Raw genomic sequence first — 20790 nt, forward strand, 5'->3', positions numbered from 1 at the left:
CGCCTCTTTCTGAATGAACTTATAAAGTATAGTCAGATTGGGGCGTTTTCTAAAAAAGGAGGAAATCATGTGAGCGAATATATCAACAACCGTGAGATGAGGCAAAAAGCCATCAAGGATATTATTAAAAAGCTGCATGAAGGGAAAACCGTAGAAGAAGTAAAAGCTTTGTTTGATGAGGCGTTTCACGGTGTTTCAGCTTCTGAAATTTCTGTTGCAGAATCAGCCTTGATCGCAGAGGGGCTTCCCGTAGAAGAGGTACAAAAACTATGTGATGTCCATGCTGCTGTTTTTAAAGGCTCTATAGAGGAAATCCATCAAGAAACCGACCCGGCTCTTATTCCAGGACATCCAGTAAGCATTCTGGTGAGGGAAAATAAAAAAATATCTCATATTATAGAGCAAGAGATCCGGCCTTATTTGACCATAGAAAAACTTGATAATATGGAAGAATTTAAAAAACTGACTGAGGGAATGGAACAACTAAAAGTCTTGACTATTCACTATCAGAAAAAAGAAAATCTTCTTTTTCCCTATATGGAAAAGTACGGAATTACGGCTCCTCCAAAGGTTATGTGGGGGGTAGACGATGAGATCAAAGCCCAGGTAAAGGAAGTAACGGAAATGCTTCTTACAAGGGCGGGGAAGAATGACGTTCTGTTAGAGAAGACAGAGGAAGTTCTAACTAAGATCACAGAAATGATCTTTAAGGAAGAAAATATCATGGTTCCCATGCTTATGGAACAGCTTACCGAAGAAGAGTGGAAGCTGATTGCAGATGAAAGCAGGGAAATCGGGTATATCATCGACCATGTGCCAACCTTTGAGCCAGACCAGGTGGCTCAAAAGAAAGCAGAAGAAATAAAAGAGATTAAAACGGAGCCAGAGGTATCCGGGCTGATTAAACTTCCTTCTGGGGAATGGACTCCAGAAGAACTTACTGCAACCTTAAACACCCTTCCCTTTGACATTACCTTTGTCAATAAAGATGATGTGGTAAAATATTTCTCCGAAGCAAAGGACCGTGCTTTTCCAAGAACCAGAACCATTCTTGGAAGAAATGTTTCAAACTGTCATCCTCCAGCAAGTGTTCACATCGTGGAACAGATTGTAGAGGATTTTAAAAGCGGAAAAAAGGATCATGAGGACTTTTGGATTAAGATGGCTGGTAAGTACGTGTTGATCCGTTATTATGCAATAAGAAATGAACAAGGCGAATACCTTGGGGTATTGGAACTGACTCAGGACATAAAACCCATTCAAGAGATTGAAGGGGAAAAGCGTCTGATGGATGAATAAAGTAATTACAGGTAATAGGGTGACATTTGTCATAGGCTCATGACAAATGTCACCCTATTTTTTTGTAAACCCATGACAATAGACAGTTATCCGTACGCTTCACTGTTGGTACAATAGATTTGTCAAGTAAGGAATTAGGAGGAAATGGATATGAAGTATGTGATACTGGTCAGTCACGGCACCTTCGCTCCGGGGCTACACAGCGTTTTAAAGATGCTGGCCGGAGGGGACAGAAGTGATATCATAAGTGCCAGCATGGAAGACGGCATGGGAGCGGATGAGTTTGTTCGCAGGTTTGAAGAAGTCACAAAGTCCATAACAAAAAGCGATGAAATCATTTTATTGGCGGATATTATCGGAGGCTCGCCGCTGACCAATGCACTGGATTTTCTATCACAGAAAGGTCTTCTATCTAAGACCATAGCGTTTGGAGGAATGAATCTCCCCATGGCTCTCACGGCAGCTATGATGAAAGACGGGATGGACCAGGAGAACCTTAGAAGCAGTCTTCTAATAGAAGCAAAAAATGCCATGATGGAAATGGAACTGAGAATAAAAGAAGATGAAGATGAGATTTAATTTGTCTTTTGAAATTTAGTAAAAATGTGAGGAGGAAATCTTATGTCAATATCATTTGTACGTGTGGATGACAGAATGATACATGGGCAGACCTGCACCAGATGGGCTTTGGAATACCCTTGTGACGGTCTGATTGCAGTCAATGATCTGGCTGCAGCAAACCCAGTATTAAAAGCAGCGTATAAAAGCGCATCAGGAAAAAAGACCTTTGTATGGACAATGGAGGAATGGAAAGAGAAATGCCAGAAGGTAATAGAGAGCAAAGATCGTTATTTTCTCATAACCAAGAATCCTGTGGATATGAAGAAAATTCTGGTGGACCAGGGGTTTGAACCGGGAATTAAAACGGTAATCATTGGTCCTTGCAACGATAGACCCGGGGCAATAAAGCTTGGGAACAATCAATCTATTATAAAAGAAGAGGCTCAGGCATTGGAGGACATCATGAATGCCGGATACCGGGTGGAATTTGCTCTGCTAAAGGAGGAGGCCATTGGTAACTGGTCTAAGTTTCGGGGGCAATTTGGTTTTCAATAATTATATAAATTAAGGGGAAAGGTGGAAATTTAATATGCAAATCAGTTTGTTTCAGGCAGTTTTATTGGGGCTATGCGCTTGCCTCGCCAGTATGCCAGGCCTTGGCGGCACGACCTTTGGTAACTATACCTTAGGGCGGCCTTTGGTAGCAGGACTTATAGTGGGCTTAATTCTTGGGGATATGCGTTCCGGCATTATCGTAGGAGCAGCCATACAGATCATCTACATAGCACTGGTAACACCAGGCGGTACCGTATCTGCCGATGTACGGGCAATCAGCTATATCGGTATTCCGCTGGCTGTTGTGGCAATCAAAGGTATGGGACTGGATCCAGCAAGCAAGGCGGCTCAGGATATGGCAGCAACCTTGGGAGCGGCGGTAGGTACTTTGGGAACCGTATTGTTCTACGGAACAGCAACTATAAATCTCTTATGGCAGCATATCGGCTGGAAAGCAGTTGAAAAAGGAGATTTTAAGAAGCTGTACCTGGTAGATATGGGACTTCCCTGGATTTCTCATTTGATTTGTTCCTTCCTGCCAACCGTAATTATCACCATGGCAGGTGCTGGAATGGTGGACTTAATGAAACTCTACCTTCCCATGGACGGAATCGCTATGAAGACTTTATTTACGGTAGGAAGCCTTCTGCCAGCAGTTGGAGTTGCCATTCTTTTAAAGCAGGTTATCAATAAAGCGACGGATTTCCTGACTTTCTTCTTCGGATTTATCCTGGCGTCTACTATGGGTGTGAACTTGATCGGAGCAGCTCTTCTTGGAGGTTTCTTTGCGGTCATCAATTACAAGATCCAAATGCTTAAAGTGAGACCGGCATCTGGGGCAGCTTATGAAGAGGAGGAGGATATCTAAGATGAAAAAATTATCAAAGAAAACTCTAAATAAATCGTTCTTAACCTGGTTTTACGGCCATTTGACTTGCTTTTCTCAGGAACATATGCAGACCTTTGGTTATCTGTGTGCCATGTTGCCTGTTGTAGAAGAATTGTATGACACAAAAGAAGAGCAGAAGGAAGCCATGCAAACCTATACCGCTTTTTTCAACACAGAGCCACAGATTGGTACCCTGGTTGTTGGAATAACAGCAGGTTTGGAAGAGGCTAAGGCCAACGGAGAACCAGTAGATGGAGAGACCATCAACGGCATACGTGCAGGTCTAATGGGACCTTTGGCAGGAATCGGAGATTCTTTAATCGTTGGAACCTTAATTCCCATACTGCTGGGGATTGGACTAGGACTTTCCGGTAATGGTTCTCCTATGGGCGCGATTTTCTACATCATAGTATGGAACTTCCTCATGTTTTTTGGTATGAAATTTGCTTATTCCAAAGGCTATGAAATGGGCGGAAAAGCCGTAGAGCTTTTGGTAGGGGAACAGGCTCAGGCCATTCGTGATTCCATTATCCTGGTAGGTACTGTGGTAATTGGATCTGTGGCTGCAAGCTGGATTAACATTACAACAGCGTTACCCCTTCCTGGTGGACAGACGCTGCAGCAGGCATTAGATGGAGTTCATCCCAAGCTATTGTCCGCACTTACGGTGGTATTTTGCTGGTGGCTCATGACGAAAAAGAAAATGTCACCTTCCCTGGTAATGTTACTGTTAGTGGGAGTTGCATTTGTTGGTGTATTGGTTGGATTCTTTAACCCTGGATTGTCCTATTAAGGCTTCCTGAGAGGATTGGAATTATGAGTGAGAAATTGTTAAAAAAACAAATGATTTCGTCTGACAACAGGAGTGTTTTGATGGAAGAGGCCAGATTGCAGACTCAGGCACTGTTTTGGCTGGGAGTCTGGAAAAGAGCCGCCTTATCCCTAATGGTAGTCGGACTGGTGCTGGCATGGTGGGGAATTTTTCTTTCCACTGGAGTAATAAGGGGAGTATTAGGAATAGCAATTGCTCTCGCAGGAGGAGCTGCAGCCATCATCATAAGGCGGGGGTTGGTTCATGGGAAAAAGAATGTGGAGAAAATCCTTAAGGCTGCCGGTCTCCAACATGGGGAGATGAGGAGTCAGGCGGATAACAAATAACAGGATGTAGGGAGACACTTAACTGGTGTCTCCCTTAAGGGCATCAAAGACAAAAACAACTTTGCAAATCTTAAGACAGATGATAAGATTACAGATAAGAAGGGGGGCGAAAAAGGTGAAAAAGCAGACAATAACGATCTTCTTGCTGTTACTATTTGTAGTTTTTGCAGGAGTCTTATTCTTTTTAATGTCTAGAAATGGTTTTGTGACTGTTAAAAAAGAAGGTGGTCGCAGATTTGGAGCTACCTATATGACCATGAATAATCCCTTTTATGAGATCATAGATGATGAAATCCGCAGTGTCTTAGAGTCCAGAGGGGATATTTTAATAACCAGAGACCCGGCACTTAGCGTTGACAAACAGATTGACCAGATTCAGGAATTTATTGACGCTAAGGTGGAAGCAATATTTATCAATCCGGTTGATTGGAAAGCGGTAGGTCCGGTTTTGTCCCAGGCGGTGGAAAAAGGGATCCCCATTATAGCGGTAGATAGTGATATCTATGATAAAGATAAGGTGGCCTGTACCGTGGTATCTGATAATTATCAGGCAGGTGTTTTATGTGCACAAAATCTTATGTCTCAGATGGAGGGCGGTAATATTTTACTTCTAACCCACAAAGAAGCAAAGTCTGGTCTGGATCGGATTCGTGGATTTCGGGAGACAGTAGCTGCCACAGATACCTTTCAAATTCTGGCTGAAGGAGAATGCTTAGGACAGCTTGAGCGGGCGATGCCTGTGACGGAAGCACTCTTAAAGAAATATCCTCAAACAAATGTTGTGATGTGCTTAAACGATCCTGCGGCCATGGGGGCTATGGCAGCCCTGGAAGACGCAGGCATGACAGGAAAGGTGGCAGTCTACGGTGTGGATGGTTCTCCTGACGGCAAATCCATGATTGAAGAAGGGATTATGACCGCCACAGCGGCTCAGTTTCCAAGAAGGCTTGGAAGAGAGGCGGCAGAAGCGGTATACCGGATTTTAAATGGGGAAACGATTGAGCCGGTGATAAAGATCCCTACAGAACTCATTACTGTTTCGAACTTGAAAAATTATGGAAGCAATGGCTGGCAGTGATAATAAGAATGGGGGCGTGTACTTATTGAGTAGGGAAAATGTTATTACAAAACTTCAAATCGGAATATACCTTCTTAATTTTGTAGCCGTATGCCTTGTGGCAGGTATAATGACTTACAGCCTAAGAGAGATTGTAGAGGTTATGGATGCCAGAAACTTTTTAAAGGCAGTACAAGTAAGACCATGGAGACCGGGTACGATCTTATTCACGTCTGTGACCTGTTATCTTATGCTGATGGTATTAAGCGGAATCAGCCAGTTGTGGGAAGGCAGAGGCAAGTGGGTCCGGTCTATGATTATGGTGGGGGAAATCGGTTTTTGTATTGGAACTACCTTCGCCTTGAATATGAACTATGATGGTCTAGTACTGCTTGTAGTGGCTGATATGATTCGGGGGCAAAAAGGGGGCAAGCAAAAGCTGATCCTTCTTTTGGCAGTTACGGGCCTTTATACCATTACAGACTACAATCTTTTGGGCCGGTATTTTGGAATGGTGCCATGGGATTCCTTTATTTCTTATTTCAGTGTCAGCACTCAGGCGCTTTTAAGAGGCACCAGAAGCATTTTCGTATCCATGAATCTGGTTCTTTTTATTCTATATATGGTCCTTTTGATACAAGGGGAGCACAGGGAAAAGGAGCGGATCCGGTTTTTAAATGCCCAGCTTGAGTCAGCCAATTTAAAGCTGAAAGCCTATGCGGCAGAGGCAGAGAAAAATGCAGAGACCAGGGAGAGAAATCGCCTTGCCAGGGAAATTCATGATACCTTGGGACATGTTCTAACTGGAATCATAGCAGGGATTGACGCTTGCATTACCCTTATTGATATATCGCCAGAGGAAACCAGGAAACGTCTGGTCAAAATTGGAGATGTGACCAGACAGGGAATTACTGATGTGCGTCGCTCAGTCAGTAAGTTACGTCCTGATGTGCTTGAAAAGATGGAACTAGAAAAGGCGCTGACTCAGATGCTTGATGACCTAAGCCATAATGCAAAGGCGGAAATTGGATTTGACAATCAGGTTCATCCTCTTAAATTTCATGAGGATGAAGAAGATGTGGTATACCGGGTGATACAAGAGGCAACGACCAACTCCATTCGCCACGGTCATGCAGAGAAAATCCACATATCCATTCATAAAAAGGACCAATGGCTGACCATAACCGTAAAGGATTACGGCAAGGGCTGCGAAATCATTGAAAAGGGGTTTGGACTAAGGCATATGGAAGAAAGGCTAAAGATTCTAGGTGGAAGTTTAGAATACGAAGGACATGACGGTTTTCTCATTACAGCAAAGATACCAATCAGGTGGGGAGAGGAGTATGATTCTTAAATGAGTGGAAAAATTAAGATAGTCATAGCAGATGATCAGGAGCTGATTAGGGATAGCTTGAAAATCGTGCTTTCCGCCAATCCGGATATGGAAGTGATTGATACGGTAGCAGACGGCAGAGAAGTTATCTGTTCTGTCCGGAAGGAAAAGCCTGATGTTATTTTGATGGATGTCCGGATGCCTGGAATGGATGGGGTGTCCTGTTCTCAGATCATCAAAGAAAATTATCCTCAGATTAAACTCATTATCCTTACGACCTTTGATGATGATGAATACGTTTATAATGCTCTTAAGTATGGAGCCAGTGGATACCTGTTAAAAGGTGTTTCCATGGCGGAGTTATCCGCTGCCATCCGAACCGTTTATAGTGGAAAAGCCATGATTAATCCTGATATTGCAGCCAAGGTGGTACGCTTGTTTTCTCAGATGGCAAAAAGTAATTATGCCATCAATGTGTCCAAAGGTCATGTGGATGAAATCAGCCGCTCGGAATGGAAGATTATCCAGCAAGTTGGATACGGAAAGTCAAATAAAGAGATTGCGTTCAACCTAAGTCTGTCGGAGGGCACGGTGCGCAATGGCTTAAGTTCTATTTTGAGCAAGCTGGATTTAAGGGATAGGACTCAGTTAGCCATATGGGCGGTTCAGACCGGCGTGACCACGCGGAATCTGGAGGAAATGTAAGGAGGCAAAGATGAAGAAAGAGGGTAAAATTGGAAGAAAGCCTTTTGCTGCTCGCCTTGTACTAGGAGCCGCGGTGTCTGTTTTGCTTTTGCTAGGAGTGGCAATTAATTGTAGAACAAAGCAGGCTGGTGAAGATCAGGTGCTGCGCTTTGGAATGTTTGCTGGTAGTTATTGGGACGTACCAAATGGGAACTGCTATCAGATTATTGACGATGCCATTATGCGCTTTGAAGCGGCTCATCCAGGCGTTAAGGTAGAGTATGTCAGTGGGATCTTAAAAGAGGACTATTCCGAATGGCTGTCAGAACAAGTGCTTCTTGGGAAGGAACCAGATGTGTTTATGATTCCAGCAGGAGAACTTGATATGCTTGCCTCATCCCGTATTATTAAAAATTTGAACTCATTGATTGAGAGGGATAAAAATTTTTCAAAGGAGTCCTATTACCAGGCAGCTTACCACTATGGAAACATAAAGCAAAAACAATTTGCCCTACCTTATGAGAGTGTTACCACATTGATGTTTGTAAATAAGACCTTACTTCAAAAAGAGGGGATTGCCATGCCAGGGAGTGGCTGGAACTGGGATGATTTCCTCTCCATATGCCGCCAGGTGACAAAGGATATTGATCATAACGGAATCACAGACCAATTTGGCTACTATGGTTATAGCTGGCAGGATGCGGCATATTCTAATGGGCTCTCTCTTTTTAGTGAAGATGGGACCACTTCTTTTTTTGGTGATGAGCGAATGGAAGCGGCACTGAAATACGTAAAAGAGCTAGAAGAGATCAATCAGGGTTATACCGTGACCTCTAAAGATTTTGATAAAGGGAAAGTAGCATTTCGCCCTCTGGCATTTTCAGAATATAGAACTTATAAGCCATACCCATGGAGAATTAAAAAGTATTCGGACTTTGAGTGGGATTGCGTAAAGATGCCATCCGGCCCTGCGGGAGGAAGTCGAACCGAGTTAAATACTCTTCTTATGGGAATTAGCAGCCGAACAGGTCAAGGGGATCTGGCATGGGAATTTATGAAAACGTTGTGTTATGAAGAAGATACTCAGCGAGAATTACTGGAGCAGTCTCAAGGGATGCCAGTAATACGCAAGGTAACGGAGTCTCCTCAGCTTCAGGCGTTGTTAAATAACGATACTCCAGGAAGGAGCGGCACGGTTGATATGAACATCATCGGTCAGGTTATGGATGAGGCGGTGGAGACACCAAATTTCAGGCTTTATCCAGCCGCTATGGTCATGGCAGATGGGGAGATTAGCCGAATCTTAAAAGGAGAGGCGTCTATGGATAGCGGATTATTAAAACTACAGCGTGAAATAAATGGGTTATTAAAACAATAAAAAGAAGCAAAAAAGGATAGGGCGCTCATTCTATGAGCTGAGGTAAATCAGGAGGCTGTCATGAAAGAAAACAAGGATAATAAAAGGGAAAATGAGACACCAGACTTAAACTTTAAGGCTATATTTAGTGATATCGATGGCACCCTTTTAGATAGCAACCATCAGGTTCCTCCTAATACAGGAAGGGAAATCAGAAGACTGGAAACATTACATGTGCCTTTCGTACTGGTATCAGCACGAATGCCGGAGGCAATGACAACGATTAAAGCTGATATTGGCATCTGCAGTCCCATGGTATGCTATAGCGGAGCCTTGGTAGTAGGAGAAAACGGAGAACATCTTTATAGTTGTCAGGTTGGACTTTTGGAAGCATTGGAAATCAAAGCGATGCTTGATAAAGAGTATCCTTTCATTTGCTGCAATACATACGGTGGAAGTAAATGGGTGGTTGATAATGATGAGAATGCATGGGTGAAAAGAGAAGAAGAGATCACCTCATTAAAAGCCAAAGTGGGATCCATAGAACATGAGTTTAAAGTAGAACAGGGCATCCACAAATTTCTTCTTATGGGACAGAAAGAGGAGATTCTAAAAGTACAAAAAAGGATTGAAAAGGATTATCCTCACTTATCAGTGTCAAGATCCAACGAATACTATCTAGAAGTTATGAATGGAGCAGTAATGAAATCAAAGGGAGTGGAGTTTCTTTGCAATCATTATGGAATTTCCATGGATGATGCCATTGCATTTGGAGATGGACATAACGATATCGATATGTTAAAAGCTGTGAAGACCAGCTATGCCATGGGGAATGCCCCAAGAGTGGTTCGGGAAAGTGCTGCAAGGGTGACGCTTGACAATGACCATGAAGGACTTCTCGCCGCCTTAAAGGAGTGCTTTGGGTATTCTGAAAGTGAGATGAGATTAGAAGAGGGTTCTTTAAGCTAAGGGGTTCCTATAACAATGAAAGTCCAGGTAGCTGACCTGGACTTTTTGAATTACCAAAGTAATAATTAGAATTTAATTACTTTTGGCTCCCCAGAGAAAGAACAGATGGTTGCAGTAGCGTTTTTAAGATATAAAACCTCAAAGATGCCGTCATCTATGGAGTAGAGATTGCTAAGAGATGCTTGGTTGCTTTCCATCATGGCAACGCGGGCTTCTCTACGATCGTCGTGTATGGCCTCTGCTTCCAGTCTAATCCAGGTGCCTTTGTTCATGCCGGAGATTTCAATCTTAGGGTTCTTTTTCATCTGAGCAAAAACAGCTTTCTTGTTGTTCGTAGTAATGTAAAGATTGCCTTCAAATTCACAGACAGCTCCAAACGGACGGACTCTTGGCTGGTCGTCCTCATTTGTTGCTAAATAAAATGTACCACATGCTTTTAAGTAATCCATAACTTCTTTCATCGTTATTGCTCCTCTCGGTTTTTTATGATATAATGTGTTCACCAGTTTATTATATAGCATACTTCGTAATTGTAAACTACGATATTTTATGATACCTGGTATCAAGGAGGATACTACGATGGTAAAAAGAGATTTAACTGGATTATGCCCTTATGTCACCTCTCAAAAGGTTCTTTCCGGCAAATGGTCCATTTATTTATTGTACTTATTACAGGAAGGTCCTGTCAGATTTAATGAATTGCAAAGAAAGATGCCAGAGGACATTACCCACACAACCCTTTCAAGACAGCTTAAGGCGCTGGAATGGGAAGGTCTGATCGTAAGACAGGAATTCTCCCAGATACCGCCCAGAGTGGAATACTCATTAAGTGAGATCGGCATGAAGTTTGAGACTGTTTTAGAGGCTTTAGGCGATTGGGGAAGTGAATATATCGAGTTTGTGAAAAACAAAGATACTATAAAAAAATAAAGATACTATAAAAATAAGATGGAGAAGCCATATGAGAGAACTTAACGAGATAAATCAAGATCTGGATCTCTGCAATCAAAAGATTCTGGAACTTTTAAACCAGCATCTAAGCCTTAAGGCTGAGGCCATGAATACAAAGAAAGCAAGAAACCTCTCCCTTCTTTTACCAGAGCAGAAGATATCTGTACCAAAGGACATCCCTTATGACGAGGAAGTTCAGGATGTTTTAACAGCGCTTGAATCAGCCGGCAAACGGGTGGGGAGCAAATGTCTTTTTGATACAAACATTGCCTTAATCGGTTTTATGGGAACTGGGAAAAGCACCATATCTGGATACTTAAAAGATATGCTTGCGTTGAAAGAGGTAGATGTTGACGCAATGATCGTTAAGAATGAGAATATGGCAATCAAAGATATCTTTGCCAAACACGGAGAAGAGTATTTTCGAACATGTGAAAGTGAGGCCATCCTATCGTTAAAAGACTGCAAGCAGTCTGTGATTTCCTGCGGTGGTGGCGCAGTGATCCGTGAAGAGAATGTAACAAACTTAAAGAAAACAAGCCAAATCGTATTACTGACTGCTTCTCCAGAGACGATTTTAAGCCGGGTAAAAGAAAGTGAAGAACGCCCTATCTTAAATGGCAATATGAATGTGGATTTCATAAAAGAGTTGATGGCAAAAAGGGCGGATTATTACTACAAGGCGGCCGATGTGATTATTGAAACCGATCACAAAGACGTAAGTCAGATATGCGAGGAATTACTGGCTGCCCTTACGGGTCTGAAAGATGAAGTATAGATATTATGTTTTTTTACATAAAGGCATGTATTTGTCATGATTGTCATGATGGATATATGTCTTTTTATTTTGAAAACAAGTAATCTAGAGAAATGAATTCAATTAAATGAAAAAAAATCCCATCTACACAAGTTCTACAAATGGTCCTGTTATTCTTTTTATCAGAAACAATAAAGGAGGCTGTCCATGGGATCGATTATAAAGACCAGAGTGCTGCATATAGGCGGCATGACTTGTGTGAGCTGTCAAAATAAGATTGAAAAGAAACTGCAAAACACAGCCGGGATTTTAAATGCAGAAGTAAGCTACAACGCAGGAACTGCAAACGTAACTTATGATACTGATATCATTTCATACAAAAGCATTGTGGGGATCATAGAAAATCTTGATTATGAGGTTCTTATTGATTCCAATAAAAAGGGTATGGATGCCACCCGGATAACAGGAATTTTGCTTATCATTGCAGCACTTTACATGGTAATAGAACAAACTGGACTATTAAACCTTCTCTCACCTGGACAGCTTGCAGATCAGACCATGAGTTATGGAATGTTATTTGTCATTGGTCTTGTGACATCGGTTCATTGTGTGGCAATGTGTGGAGGGATAAACTTATCCCAGTGTATTCCAAAAACAGCCTTGGAGAGTACTGGTGATAGTCGCTTTTTGGCTCTGCGTCCCACATTTCTCTATAACCTTGGAAGAGTTGTATCTTACACCATAGTAGGCTTTGCCGTGGGTGCATTGGGATCTGCAGTCACATTTTCCACTACCTTACAAGGTGTACTTAAGTTGGCGGCTGGCTTTTTTATGGTAGTCATGGGAATTAACATGCTTGGCATGTTTCCTTGGCTTCGTAAGTTGAACCCCAGAATGCCTGCATTCTTGGCTAAAAGGGTACAAAAGGAAAAGGCGAAGAGCGGTAACCCCTTTATGGTAGGTATCTTAAATGGTTTTATGCCATGCGGCCCTTTGCAGGCAATGCAAATCTACGCATTATCCACTGGAAATCCATTTGCTGGTGCACTTTCCATGTTTATATTTAGCCTTGGAACGGTACCTCTCATGTTCGGATTGGGAGCACTCTCTACGGTACTGGGAAAAAAATACTCAGGTAAGATTATGACAGGCGGGGCGGTCCTAGTGGTAGTACTGGGATTGTCCATGGTTACCCAGGGACTCAGCCTTTCTGGGGTTTCTGTACCAGATCTGGCCTTTGCCCAGGAAAAAGAAGGTGGAGACAGCCAGGAAAACCAACCGGCACAAAAGATAGAAGATGGAGTACAGGTGGTAAATAGCACCCTTTCTTCTGGAAAATATCCCAATATTAAAGTCCAGGCTGGAATTCCAGTAAAATGGATTATAGATGCACCCAAAGGAAGCATCAATGGCTGTAATAACCGAATGATTATCAGAGATTTTGGTGTTGAACATACCTTTCAGACCGGAGAAAATGTAATAGAATTCACCCCTGAAAAGACAGGAAAGGTTTCCTATAGCTGCTGGATGGGGATGATCCGTGGGACCATCTCAATTACGGAAGAGGCAGCCAGTGCGGGAGATTTGGCGAGTAAAGATGAGAACGTTTCTGACAAGCCGGTACCAGCATCTTATACCATTCCAACGGATGATATCGCAATAGGAGAAGAATCAGTAGATGAGTCTGGAAATCCAGTTCAAAAGATTACCATGGAGTTGACCAATGATGGCTTTAAACCAGCGGCAGCCGTTGTAAAATCAGGTCTTGATGTGGAATGGAACATCATTAACAGCACCACTGACAATAATTATGGAACGAATTTGCTTGTGCCTAATTTTGCTTCCCAGGTTCCTCTTGAACAGGGAGAAAATAAGTTGTACTTTACACCGGCGGGAAGCTTTGATTTTTCAACTGGAGACAATGCCAATTATGGATATATCAAGGAAGTGGATGATATTAGCAAGATAGATTTAGATGGGATTAAAAAAGAGATTCAAAGCTTTAAGACTCAGATTTGGCCCGATGAAACATTCCAGGGGGCAGGCGGCTCCTGCTGCCAGTAGATGGCGAAATACCATAAATGAGTGAAAGGAGATTCCACCATGAATTTTATCTTAAGCCATTGGCATTGCATTCTTCCAGCAATCTTTATAGTTGCTGCTGCATTTTTAATGCAGAAAAAATCCCAAGACGATAAGTAAATGATATTCAGGAGGTTTTAAATGAATCAGAGATTAAAAAAGAAGACGAAAACATTAATTGGTTCTTTCATTATCATGCTCTTAGCATTCACGGCACTGACAGCCTGTGCTTCAAAAGAAAAAGAATCCGGATCAACCGCTAAGGCAGGTAAGTATCAAAATGATGCAGGAGACTTGGTGATCCCAGTCAATGAAATCAGCAATACCGCAAGCTTTTATCCGGTGATCGCAGATGGAACGAAGATGGAAGTTTTAGCGGTGAAAGCGCCAGATGGAACTCTTCGAACTGCATTTAATACCTGCCAGGTTTGTTACGGATCTGGAAAAGGATATTATAAGCAGGATGGGGATTTGCTGGTTTGTCAAAACTGCGGAAACCGTTTTTCTATGGACCTGGTGGAAGTGGAAGCTGGCGGTTGCAACCCATGGCCTATCTTTGATAAAGATAAGACTGTGACCGACGAATCCATTACCATACCATCGAATTTCTTAAAAGAATCCGAACAAATATTTGCCAACTGGAAGACTTCCTAATTAAGTTTTAATTATCCTGTGATGTATATTTTTGCTATTCTATGTGGAATAGAGCTTCATCTTGAAAGAAGAAAGGGTGCTATGATATACTGTCTAAATGCACTTGCTACATCACAGGAGAAGGAAGACACATAATATGGACAATGAATTAGTCGCAATCAGCGAAATGGCAAAGCTGCATCATCTCACCCGCCAGACACTTATCTACTATGATCATATAGGCTTATTAAAGCCTATATATATCAATGAACACGGATACCGCTATTACAGCGTATACCAGATTCCGGTGTTAAGGGAGATCTGTCTTTTAAAAAAGCTGGGGGTAAAGCTTGATGATATTAAAAAAAACATGGAATCCAGGAATCTGGAGTCTGTGACCAATTTGTTGGAATTTCAAAAGAATATCATCGACGAACAGATACAGGAGTTGAACAAGACAAGAATGTATCTGCAGCAAAGGATCAATTTTTATGAAGACTCCCATAAATCATATCCTGCCAATACTCCCGTTCTCAAGCAGATTCCTCCAAGACAAGTATTGTTTGTACCATTTGAGGAACGACCAGGGAAAGATGTTTTGCACCTAACGCTAATGAAGGCATGGAATATGCTCTTTGATTCTGATACCATTCCCTCCTGCGGTTTTGGTACCCTGATTCGCGGCGAGCAATTTCATAGTGAGGAACTTTATAAGAACTCTGGAATTTTTGTAGTATTGCCGTATCCGCAGCCGGATTTACCAGGAGTAGAAGAGATTCCTGGAGGATCGTATATGTGCATGTACAAATATTCTTACCCCTATGAAGAAAAAGATTTCCATTATCTAAAGGAATGGGTGGAAAATAAGAATTATAAGATCACCGGGGATGCCTTGGACTTGTGCTTATTAGATACTACCTTTTACAATTCAGAGCACAATGTGGATTACTGTTGTCTTCAGATTCCGGTTATAAAAAAATAAAACACGAAATTAAAAGAATCCTCTTGACTGTATAGTTACAATATAGCGCATAGTATCACTAACGGCCGATCATTGAAATGATACAAGGAGGATTTTTTTATGTCTAAAATTAAAGTGAATGATTTGCGTTCCGCCTTAGAACTTTTAGAAACAATTCCAGGGCAGCTCATTGATACTGATGTGGAGGTTCATCCTCATGCACAATTATCAGGTGTTTATCGTCATGTAGGAGCAGGCGGAACGGTTATGCGTCCCACCAAGGAAGGTCCTGCCATGATATTTAATCATGTTACAGGGCATGAAGATGCCAGAGTAGCCATCGGTGTTCTGGCAAGCCGCAAACGAGTGGGATATTTACTTGATGAAGCTCCGGACCGATTAGGCCATTTGCTTAACGATGCGGTTAAAAATCCGATTAAGCCAGTTGTTATTGATCAGAAGGAGGCAAAGTGCCAGGAAGTGGTTCATTATGCCACAGATCCGGACTTTGATATCCGTAAACTGGTTCCAGCACCAACCAATACAGAAGAGGATGCAGGTCCTTACATAACTCTTGGTATGTGTTATGCATCGGATCCAGAAACAAAGGTATCTGACGTGACAATCCACCGTCTCTGTCTTCAGAGCAAGGATGAAATTTCTATGTATTTTGTACCAGGTGCCAGACATCTTGGCGTATTCCGGGAAAAAGCAGAAGCAGCTGGGAAACCCCTTCCCATCTCAATCAGTATTGGTGTGGACCCTGCGATCGAGATTGCTTCCTGTTTTGAACCGCCTACAACTCCTCTTGGATTTAATGAACTGGAAATCGCTGGAGCCATCCGTAAAGAACCAGTTCAGCTTACTCAGTGTCTTACCATTGATGAAAGATGCATTGCAAATGCGGAATATGTAATTGAAGGCGAGCTGCTTCCAGGCGTACGTGTGAGAGAAGATCAAAACACCAATACCGGAAAAGCGATGCCAGAGTTCCCAGGATATACAGGTCCAGCGAATCCAGAGATCCCAATCATCAAGGTAAAATCAGTGACTCATAGAAAAAATCCAATTATGCAGACCTGCATCGGACCAAGCGAAGAGCATGTAAGTATGGCTGGTATCCCAACAGAAGCCAGCATTTTACTGATGGTTGAGAAGGCTATGCCAGGAAAGCTTTTAAATGTTTACTGCGCCTCCAGCGGCGGCGGTAAATATATGGCTGTGCTTCAGTTTTGCAAAAAGATTCCAAGTGATGAAGGAAGACAGCGTCAAGCAGCTCTTTTGGCATTCTCCGCATTCAGCGAGTTAAAGCTGGTGTATCTCGTAGATGAGGATGTAGACCCATTTGATATCAACGATGTAATTTGGGCTATGAATACACGTATGCAGGGAGATTCTGGCATTGTATGCATCCCAGGCGTGCGCTGTCACCCATTGGATCCATCCAATGATCCATCGATCTCTTCATCCATCCGTGACCACGGAATCGCCTGCAAGACAATATTTGATTGCACGGTACCATTTGATCAAAAGCACCGGTTCCAGCGGGCAAAATTTATGGATGTAGATCCGTCCCTTTGGGTTCCAGATATGTTCTAATCGTTTTATCTCAACAAAACATGAAAGGCGAAATGGGTAATATTATAACTCGTTTCGCCGCAAATAAAAAATACAACAAAAGAGGTATAAAAATATGCCCATCGGAGTAATCGTTAACAGTTTGGCAGTACTCACCGGGGGTGCCGCAGGTGCCTTATTAGGAAACAAAATACCAGAGAATTTACGCAATAATCTAACCCTGATCTTTGGTGTGGCTTCCATGTCTATGGGAATCACTTCCATTGTAAAATTATCTTATTTACCAGCAGTGGTATTTGCCGTTATTATAGGAACTGCTATCGGTGAGCTTGCTCATCTGGAATATGGAATTACGGTAGTGGCAAAAAAAGTCCAGTCCCCCATCTCCAGAATTTTTTCTAATAAAGAATCTGGCATGAGCCAGGAAGAATTCATGCAGAAGCTTGTCAGCATCGTGGTACTGTTTTGCGCAAGCGGAACTGGTATTTTCGGAGCGTTACAGGCAGGCATGACAGGAGATCATACCATCCTGTTTTCAAAGTCCATCCTTGACTTTTTTACCGCAGCCATTTTTGCAGCTAGCCTTGGATATATCACCTGTACGGTATGTATTCCTCAGTTCGTTGTTCTGATTCTCTTGTTTTTCAGTGCTTCCATTATCATGCCCCTTACCAATAAGGAAATGCTTAGTGATTTTACGGCTTGCGGAGGCATTTTAATGCTTGCGACCGGACTTCGTATTTCTGGAATAAAATCCTTCCCTATTGCCAACATGCTTCCTGCCATGGTACTTGTTATGCCATTTTCTTACTTTTGGTCTCATGTTATCATGAATCTTTTATAAGCGTATGGAGAGAAAAAGAATTGTAGTTGCAGTCAGCGGGGCAAGTGGTGCCCCTCTGGCAGTAGCCTGTATGAAGCAACTTCAAAAGCATACGGACTATGAGATCCACTTAGTAATCAGTAGAGGCGGTGAGGAAACCATCCGTCATGAAACCGATTTGACTCTGGAAGAATTTAAGAGCTTGGCTCATGTTTCTTATGACAACAAAAATATTGGTGCCAGCATAGCAAGCGGAACTTATGAGACAGAAGGAATGATTGTCGTCCCTTGCAGCATGAAAACCGTAGCCGGAATCTGTAGCGGATACTCCGATAACCTGCTTCTTCGAGCAGCAGATGTGACCGTAAAGGAAAGACGGAAGCTTATTTTGGTGGCAAGAGAAACGCCCTTAAGCCCCATTCACTTACGGAATATGGAGTATTTATCCAGATTGCAGAACGTGGTGATTCTGCCTCCCGTCATTTCTTATTACAGTAAACCAAAATCCCTTGAGGATATCAATCATCATATCGCCGGAAAAATACTTGATGCAGCAGGAATAAAAATCGAAGGCTTTAAGCGGTGGGAATAGGCGGTTTATTAGAAGGGATTACGATGAAAACATTTAAAACGGTAATTGGCAGCGTTCATATTAGTTGTGATGTAAATACCATGGGAGATGATTTCTGTGTCCTTTTATACGGAGGGGATCTTCCTCATATAGGCAGTACTGCGCTTTCCGTTCCCCGGCCAAGTCTGACGGGGCAGGGGATCAGTGCGACGACGTCAATATTAAACTGTATCGGGCATAAAGATGATGTGCTGGCTAAACTGTTTGCGGAACAAATAGCAGCAAAAACCAATCATGTCACTGTATGTGTCTGTGGCATTCATGTGGATGGATTGTCCTTTGAGGATATTCAGATTCTATATGAGGGGTGCTGCCAGTTACTGGAGGAGATTTTTCTCTCAATATAATTAATCATAGGCAATGACATGTTTCCTGGTGTCATTGCCTTATTTCTTTGATCTCTATCTAGAAATATATCCAAACTTATAATAGAATTAGATATATGATGTGAGAGAAGGAGACGTTTTAATGAAAACCTTAATATTCAATGGTTCCCCAAGAAAAAATGGTGACACAGTAAGCCTGATTCAAGAGGTTACGAAGAATCTAAAGGGCAGCTATCGACAGGTCAATGCTTACCATTGCAACATTAAGCCTTGTGTAGACTGCAGATATTGTGTCAAAAATACTGGCTGCTGCGTGGATGATGAGATGCAGGAAGTATATGATTACATACAGGAATGTGACAATATTTTGGTAGCATCACCAATTTACATGTCAGAGCTGACGGGTCCTTTACTTAGTGTAACAAGTCGATTGCAGCCTTATTTTTGTGCCAAGTTCTATCGAAAAGAAAAACCAATTATGAAGCCTAAAAAGGGAGCTGTGCTTTTAGTAGGGGGTGGTGATGGTGATTTAGAATTACCTCATCGGATGGCAAACCGTCTGCTTTATAAGATGAATGCCAAAGACGTCTTTCCTCTGATTTCCAGTTTTGATACTGAGAAGACACCAGCCATTCATGATAAGGCAGCAGTATCAGGAGCAAGAGGCATTGCCAGCTTCTTTAATGACATTAAGAGTGAGGCAGAAGGATAAGACCATAATGGAAAGAATTAAGGCGTCAATACATAACAGAAATAGCATAATGTAAAGAAATAAATAACTATATCTACATATTTAAGAATGCCTGTTATAATATCGGATACTTAAGGGAAGAACATAGGAGGGTATGAAACCATGGCAAATCAAAATCATTTCTGCACCTGTAATGAGACGAGTTGTAAGTTACATCCCGTAAACCACGACATGGGCTGCGATCCCTGTATCCGTAAGAATTTAAACAAGGGCGAGATGCCTGGTTGTTTTTTTCATCTAGTGAATGATGATACTTCCAAGGTAGATGATTTTACCATTGACGGTTTTGTTGAATTTTTTTTATGAACTATGAGAAGGAGATGCCTCTATTAAAACCTTAATATTCTATGATTCCTCCAAAAAGACCGTAACACGGTAAGTTCAGATAATCTTAATAATATTTACAAGCTCTTAAGTGATAAATCACTCTGATAATTATTGAAAAACAATAATTAATTATTGACATTTAATAATTATTGGGATATTATGTAATAAATAGGAGGTAAAATATGAGAGTAAAACCTAATTCAATATTAATCAGCAAATTAATTACAATACTATTGTTTTTTGTAATAGTAGTGTCAACACCGTTTTTACCAGAGCTTTTAGGTTCATATCATAATACATTCGGTAAAAGCAAATTTATTCTAGAGTCGCTTCTATTAACTTTTTATACAACAATTCCTTCTGCTTTAGTTTTACTATTTTGCCTTTATCGTTTATTAAATAACATTGCTCATAGAAACGTATTTACTGATAAAAATGTGCAGTTACTTAAAATATCTTCATATTGTTGCTTTTTCGCAGCGATGGTTTACATATTTTTTGCAAGACTTTATCTGTTTGCTCTTTTGATCTCTGTAATTGTTATCTTAGGGGGCCTAATATTACAAGTGATACAAAATGTATTGTTACAAGCAATTATATTAAAAACTGAAAATGATTTTACTATTTAAAAAGGAAGTGAGTACAATGCCTATCATAATTAATCTTGATGTTATGCTTTCAAAAAGGAAAGTATCAAGTTTGGAGTTCTCCCAAAAGATTGGCATTACTCCTGCTAATCTATCAATACTAAAGACAGGGAAAGCTAAAGCCATTCGAATATCTACATTAGAAGCAATATGTCGTGAATTAGAATGTCAGCCAGGGGATATTTTAGAATATATCAAGTGTGAATAAGGAGAACATAGTATGTCTGAATTAGAACCATTAATGTCTATAATAATTCTATTATATTTACCTTTCGGATCATTTTTATTAGCTACAGTTTCATTTATAATTGGACTTTTCCTAAAATTTAAAAAATTAAAAAGCTACAAAAAATTGTTTGTTATGGGAAGGGTGTTCTTTGCAATTTCAATCATTGTTCATTTTACATTTTATTTTGCTGTTATGTTTTACGGTATTGGTCTAGGAATGTCGGAATAATAGC

26 protein-coding genes are annotated in these 20790 nt (G+C 41.4%); 25 read left to right on the top strand and 1 reads right to left on the bottom strand.

Going from position 1 to position 20790, the window contains the following annotated elements; translation table 11 throughout:
- Positions 1-69 precede the first annotated feature (69 nt).
- The 11 genes from BET01_RS04905 to BET01_RS04955 all read left to right on the top strand — a co-directional run bounded on the left by BET01_RS04905 (position 70) and on the right by BET01_RS04955 (position 9862).
- Positions 70-1299 (top strand): DUF438 domain-containing protein, encoded by a 1230-nt coding sequence (locus BET01_RS04905; RefSeq protein WP_120195652.1) that lies wholly within the window; start codon positions 70-72, stop codon positions 1297-1299.
- A 150-nt stretch (positions 1300-1449) separates the two neighbouring features.
- Positions 1450-1878 (top strand): PTS sugar transporter subunit IIA, encoded by a 429-nt coding sequence (locus BET01_RS04910; protein WP_120195653.1) that lies wholly within the window; start codon positions 1450-1452, stop codon positions 1876-1878.
- Between the two features lie 42 nt (positions 1879-1920).
- Complete coding sequence (locus BET01_RS04915; RefSeq protein ID WP_120195654.1) at positions 1921-2415, top strand: PTS system mannose/fructose/N-acetylgalactosamine-transporter subunit IIB; 495 nt, start codon at positions 1921-1923, stop codon at positions 2413-2415.
- Positions 2416-2449: 34 nt separating this feature from the next.
- Entirely contained in the window at positions 2450-3283 is an 834-nt protein-coding gene (locus BET01_RS04920; RefSeq protein ID WP_120195655.1) for a PTS mannose/fructose/sorbose/N-acetylgalactosamine transporter subunit IIC, read from the top strand.
- Position 3284: 1 nt separating this feature from the next.
- Positions 3285-4097, top strand: coding sequence for a PTS system mannose/fructose/sorbose family transporter subunit IID (locus BET01_RS04925; protein ID WP_207667566.1), 813 nt, complete (start codon positions 3285-3287; stop codon positions 4095-4097).
- 23 nt (positions 4098-4120) lie between these two features.
- Positions 4121-4462: a hypothetical protein gene (locus BET01_RS04930; RefSeq protein WP_147422796.1), complete on the top strand. Its 342-nt coding sequence runs from the start codon at positions 4121-4123 to the stop codon at positions 4460-4462.
- Between the two features lie 115 nt (positions 4463-4577).
- Entirely contained in the window at positions 4578-5540 is a 963-nt protein-coding gene (locus tag BET01_RS04935; RefSeq protein WP_243117123.1) for a sugar ABC transporter substrate-binding protein, read from the top strand.
- A gap of 25 nt (positions 5541-5565) precedes the next feature.
- Entirely contained in the window at positions 5566-6873 is a 1308-nt protein-coding gene (locus BET01_RS21990; protein ID WP_158584983.1) for a sensor histidine kinase, read from the top strand.
- On the top strand, positions 6874-7557 hold the full coding sequence (locus BET01_RS04945; protein ID WP_120195659.1) for a response regulator transcription factor: 684 nt from the start codon (positions 6874-6876) through the stop codon (positions 7555-7557).
- Positions 7558-7567: 10 nt separating this feature from the next.
- Positions 7568-8914: an ABC transporter substrate-binding protein gene (locus tag BET01_RS04950; RefSeq protein WP_120195660.1), complete on the top strand. Its 1347-nt coding sequence runs from the start codon at positions 7568-7570 to the stop codon at positions 8912-8914.
- A gap of 60 nt (positions 8915-8974) precedes the next feature.
- Complete coding sequence (locus BET01_RS04955; protein ID WP_120195661.1) at positions 8975-9862, top strand: Cof-type HAD-IIB family hydrolase; 888 nt, start codon at positions 8975-8977, stop codon at positions 9860-9862.
- A 65-nt stretch (positions 9863-9927) separates the two neighbouring features.
- Here the strand turns inward: BET01_RS04955 and BET01_RS04960 are convergent, their stop codons facing one another.
- Positions 9928-10323, bottom strand: coding sequence for a pyridoxamine 5'-phosphate oxidase family protein (locus BET01_RS04960; protein WP_120195662.1), 396 nt, complete (start codon positions 10321-10323; stop codon positions 9928-9930).
- Between the two features lie 118 nt (positions 10324-10441).
- Here BET01_RS04960 and BET01_RS04965 point away from each other — a divergent pair, with 118 nt between their 5' ends.
- The 14 genes from BET01_RS04965 (at position 10442) to BET01_RS05030 (ending at position 20786) form a co-directional block, all read left to right on the top strand.
- Entirely contained in the window at positions 10442-10792 is a 351-nt protein-coding gene (locus BET01_RS04965) for a winged helix-turn-helix transcriptional regulator (RefSeq protein ID WP_120195663.1), read from the top strand.
- A gap of 31 nt (positions 10793-10823) precedes the next feature.
- Positions 10824-11591 carry a shikimate kinase gene (locus BET01_RS04970; protein ID WP_243117124.1) on the top strand — a complete coding sequence of 256 codons (768 nt, stop codon included), beginning with the start codon at positions 10824-10826 and terminating at the stop codon, positions 11589-11591.
- 186 nt (positions 11592-11777) lie between these two features.
- Positions 11778-13634 (top strand): urease accessory protein UreH domain-containing protein, encoded by a 1857-nt coding sequence (locus BET01_RS04975; protein ID WP_120195664.1) that lies wholly within the window; start codon positions 11778-11780, stop codon positions 13632-13634.
- Between the two features lie 159 nt (positions 13635-13793).
- On the top strand, positions 13794-14306 hold the full coding sequence (locus tag BET01_RS04980) for a DUF2318 domain-containing protein (RefSeq protein WP_120195665.1): 513 nt from the start codon (positions 13794-13796) through the stop codon (positions 14304-14306).
- A gap of 136 nt (positions 14307-14442) precedes the next feature.
- Entirely contained in the window at positions 14443-15267 is an 825-nt protein-coding gene (locus BET01_RS04985) for a MerR family transcriptional regulator (RefSeq protein WP_158584984.1), read from the top strand.
- Between the two features lie 99 nt (positions 15268-15366).
- Entirely contained in the window at positions 15367-16845 is a 1479-nt protein-coding gene (locus tag BET01_RS04990; RefSeq protein WP_120195667.1) for a UbiD family decarboxylase, read from the top strand.
- 94 nt (positions 16846-16939) lie between these two features.
- A complete protein-coding gene (locus BET01_RS04995) occupies positions 16940-17668 on the top strand; it encodes a DUF554 domain-containing protein (protein WP_120195668.1) in 729 nt (242 codons plus the stop codon).
- Positions 17669-17672: 4 nt separating this feature from the next.
- Complete coding sequence (locus BET01_RS05000; RefSeq protein WP_120195669.1) at positions 17673-18239, top strand: UbiX family flavin prenyltransferase; 567 nt, start codon at positions 17673-17675, stop codon at positions 18237-18239.
- Positions 18240-18262: 23 nt separating this feature from the next.
- Positions 18263-18625 carry a prenylated flavin chaperone LpdD gene (gene lpdD / locus BET01_RS05005; protein ID WP_120195670.1) on the top strand — a complete coding sequence of 121 codons (363 nt, stop codon included), beginning with the start codon at positions 18263-18265 and terminating at the stop codon, positions 18623-18625.
- Positions 18626-18746: 121 nt separating this feature from the next.
- Entirely contained in the window at positions 18747-19316 is a 570-nt protein-coding gene (locus BET01_RS05010; RefSeq protein ID WP_120195671.1) for a flavodoxin family protein, read from the top strand.
- 141 nt (positions 19317-19457) lie between these two features.
- Positions 19458-19661, top strand: a complete 204-nt coding sequence (locus BET01_RS05015; RefSeq protein ID WP_120195672.1) for a DUF6485 family protein — start codon at positions 19458-19460, stop codon at positions 19659-19661.
- Positions 19662-19864: 203 nt separating this feature from the next.
- Positions 19865-20311, top strand: coding sequence for a DUF2975 domain-containing protein (locus tag BET01_RS05020; protein WP_120195673.1), 447 nt, complete (start codon positions 19865-19867; stop codon positions 20309-20311).
- A gap of 16 nt (positions 20312-20327) precedes the next feature.
- Entirely contained in the window at positions 20328-20537 is a 210-nt protein-coding gene (locus tag BET01_RS05025) for a helix-turn-helix domain-containing protein (RefSeq protein WP_120195674.1), read from the top strand.
- Between the two features lie 12 nt (positions 20538-20549).
- A complete protein-coding gene (locus BET01_RS05030) occupies positions 20550-20786 on the top strand; it encodes a hypothetical protein (protein WP_120195675.1) in 237 nt (78 codons plus the stop codon).
- Positions 20787-20790: the final 4 nt, after the last annotated feature.

The organism is Lacrimispora algidixylanolytica (assembly GCF_003609635.1).
Taxonomy (GTDB): Bacteria; Bacillota; Clostridia; order Lachnospirales; family Lachnospiraceae; genus Lacrimispora; species Lacrimispora algidixylanolytica.

Bases quoted from the DNA above. Each gene is read 5' to 3' on its own strand.
- BET01_RS04910 (WP_120195653.1), top strand. From the start codon at position 1,450: ATGAAGTATGTGATACTGGTCAGTCACGGCACCTTCGCTCCGGGGCTA.
- BET01_RS04915 (WP_120195654.1), top strand. From the start codon at position 1,921: ATGTCAATATCATTTGTACGTGTGGATGACAGAATGATACATGGGCAG.
- BET01_RS04920 (WP_120195655.1), top strand. From the start codon at position 2,450: ATGCAAATCAGTTTGTTTCAGGCAGTTTTATTGGGGCTATGCGCTTGC.
- BET01_RS04925 (WP_207667566.1), top strand. From the start codon at position 3,285: ATGAAAAAATTATCAAAGAAAACTCTAAATAAATCGTTCTTAACCTGG.
- BET01_RS04930 (WP_147422796.1), top strand. From the start codon at position 4,121: ATGAGTGAGAAATTGTTAAAAAAACAAATGATTTCGTCTGACAACAGG.
- BET01_RS04945 (WP_120195659.1), top strand. From the start codon at position 6,874: ATGAGTGGAAAAATTAAGATAGTCATAGCAGATGATCAGGAGCTGATT.
- BET01_RS04950 (WP_120195660.1), top strand. From the start codon at position 7,568: ATGAAGAAAGAGGGTAAAATTGGAAGAAAGCCTTTTGCTGCTCGCCTT.
- BET01_RS04955 (WP_120195661.1), top strand. From the start codon at position 8,975: ATGAAAGAAAACAAGGATAATAAAAGGGAAAATGAGACACCAGACTTA.
- BET01_RS04960 (WP_120195662.1), bottom strand. From the start codon at position 10,323: ATGAAAGAAGTTATGGATTACTTAAAAGCATGTGGTACATTTTATTTA.
- BET01_RS04965 (WP_120195663.1), top strand. From the start codon at position 10,442: ATGGTAAAAAGAGATTTAACTGGATTATGCCCTTATGTCACCTCTCAA.
- BET01_RS04970 (WP_243117124.1), top strand. From the start codon at position 10,824: ATGAGAGAACTTAACGAGATAAATCAAGATCTGGATCTCTGCAATCAA.
- BET01_RS04975 (WP_120195664.1), top strand. From the start codon at position 11,778: ATGGGATCGATTATAAAGACCAGAGTGCTGCATATAGGCGGCATGACT.
- BET01_RS04980 (WP_120195665.1), top strand. From the start codon at position 13,794: ATGAATCAGAGATTAAAAAAGAAGACGAAAACATTAATTGGTTCTTTC.
- BET01_RS04985 (WP_158584984.1), top strand. From the start codon at position 14,443: ATGGACAATGAATTAGTCGCAATCAGCGAAATGGCAAAGCTGCATCAT.
- BET01_RS04990 (WP_120195667.1), top strand. From the start codon at position 15,367: ATGTCTAAAATTAAAGTGAATGATTTGCGTTCCGCCTTAGAACTTTTA.
- BET01_RS04995 (WP_120195668.1), top strand. From the start codon at position 16,940: ATGCCCATCGGAGTAATCGTTAACAGTTTGGCAGTACTCACCGGGGGT.
- BET01_RS05000 (WP_120195669.1), top strand. From the start codon at position 17,673: ATGGAGAGAAAAAGAATTGTAGTTGCAGTCAGCGGGGCAAGTGGTGCC.
- lpdD (WP_120195670.1), top strand. From the start codon at position 18,263: ATGAAAACATTTAAAACGGTAATTGGCAGCGTTCATATTAGTTGTGAT.
- BET01_RS05010 (WP_120195671.1), top strand. From the start codon at position 18,747: ATGAAAACCTTAATATTCAATGGTTCCCCAAGAAAAAATGGTGACACA.
- BET01_RS05015 (WP_120195672.1), top strand. From the start codon at position 19,458: ATGGCAAATCAAAATCATTTCTGCACCTGTAATGAGACGAGTTGTAAG.
- BET01_RS05020 (WP_120195673.1), top strand. From the start codon at position 19,865: ATGAGAGTAAAACCTAATTCAATATTAATCAGCAAATTAATTACAATA.
- BET01_RS05025 (WP_120195674.1), top strand. From the start codon at position 20,328: ATGCCTATCATAATTAATCTTGATGTTATGCTTTCAAAAAGGAAAGTA.
- BET01_RS05030 (WP_120195675.1), top strand. From the start codon at position 20,550: ATGTCTGAATTAGAACCATTAATGTCTATAATAATTCTATTATATTTA.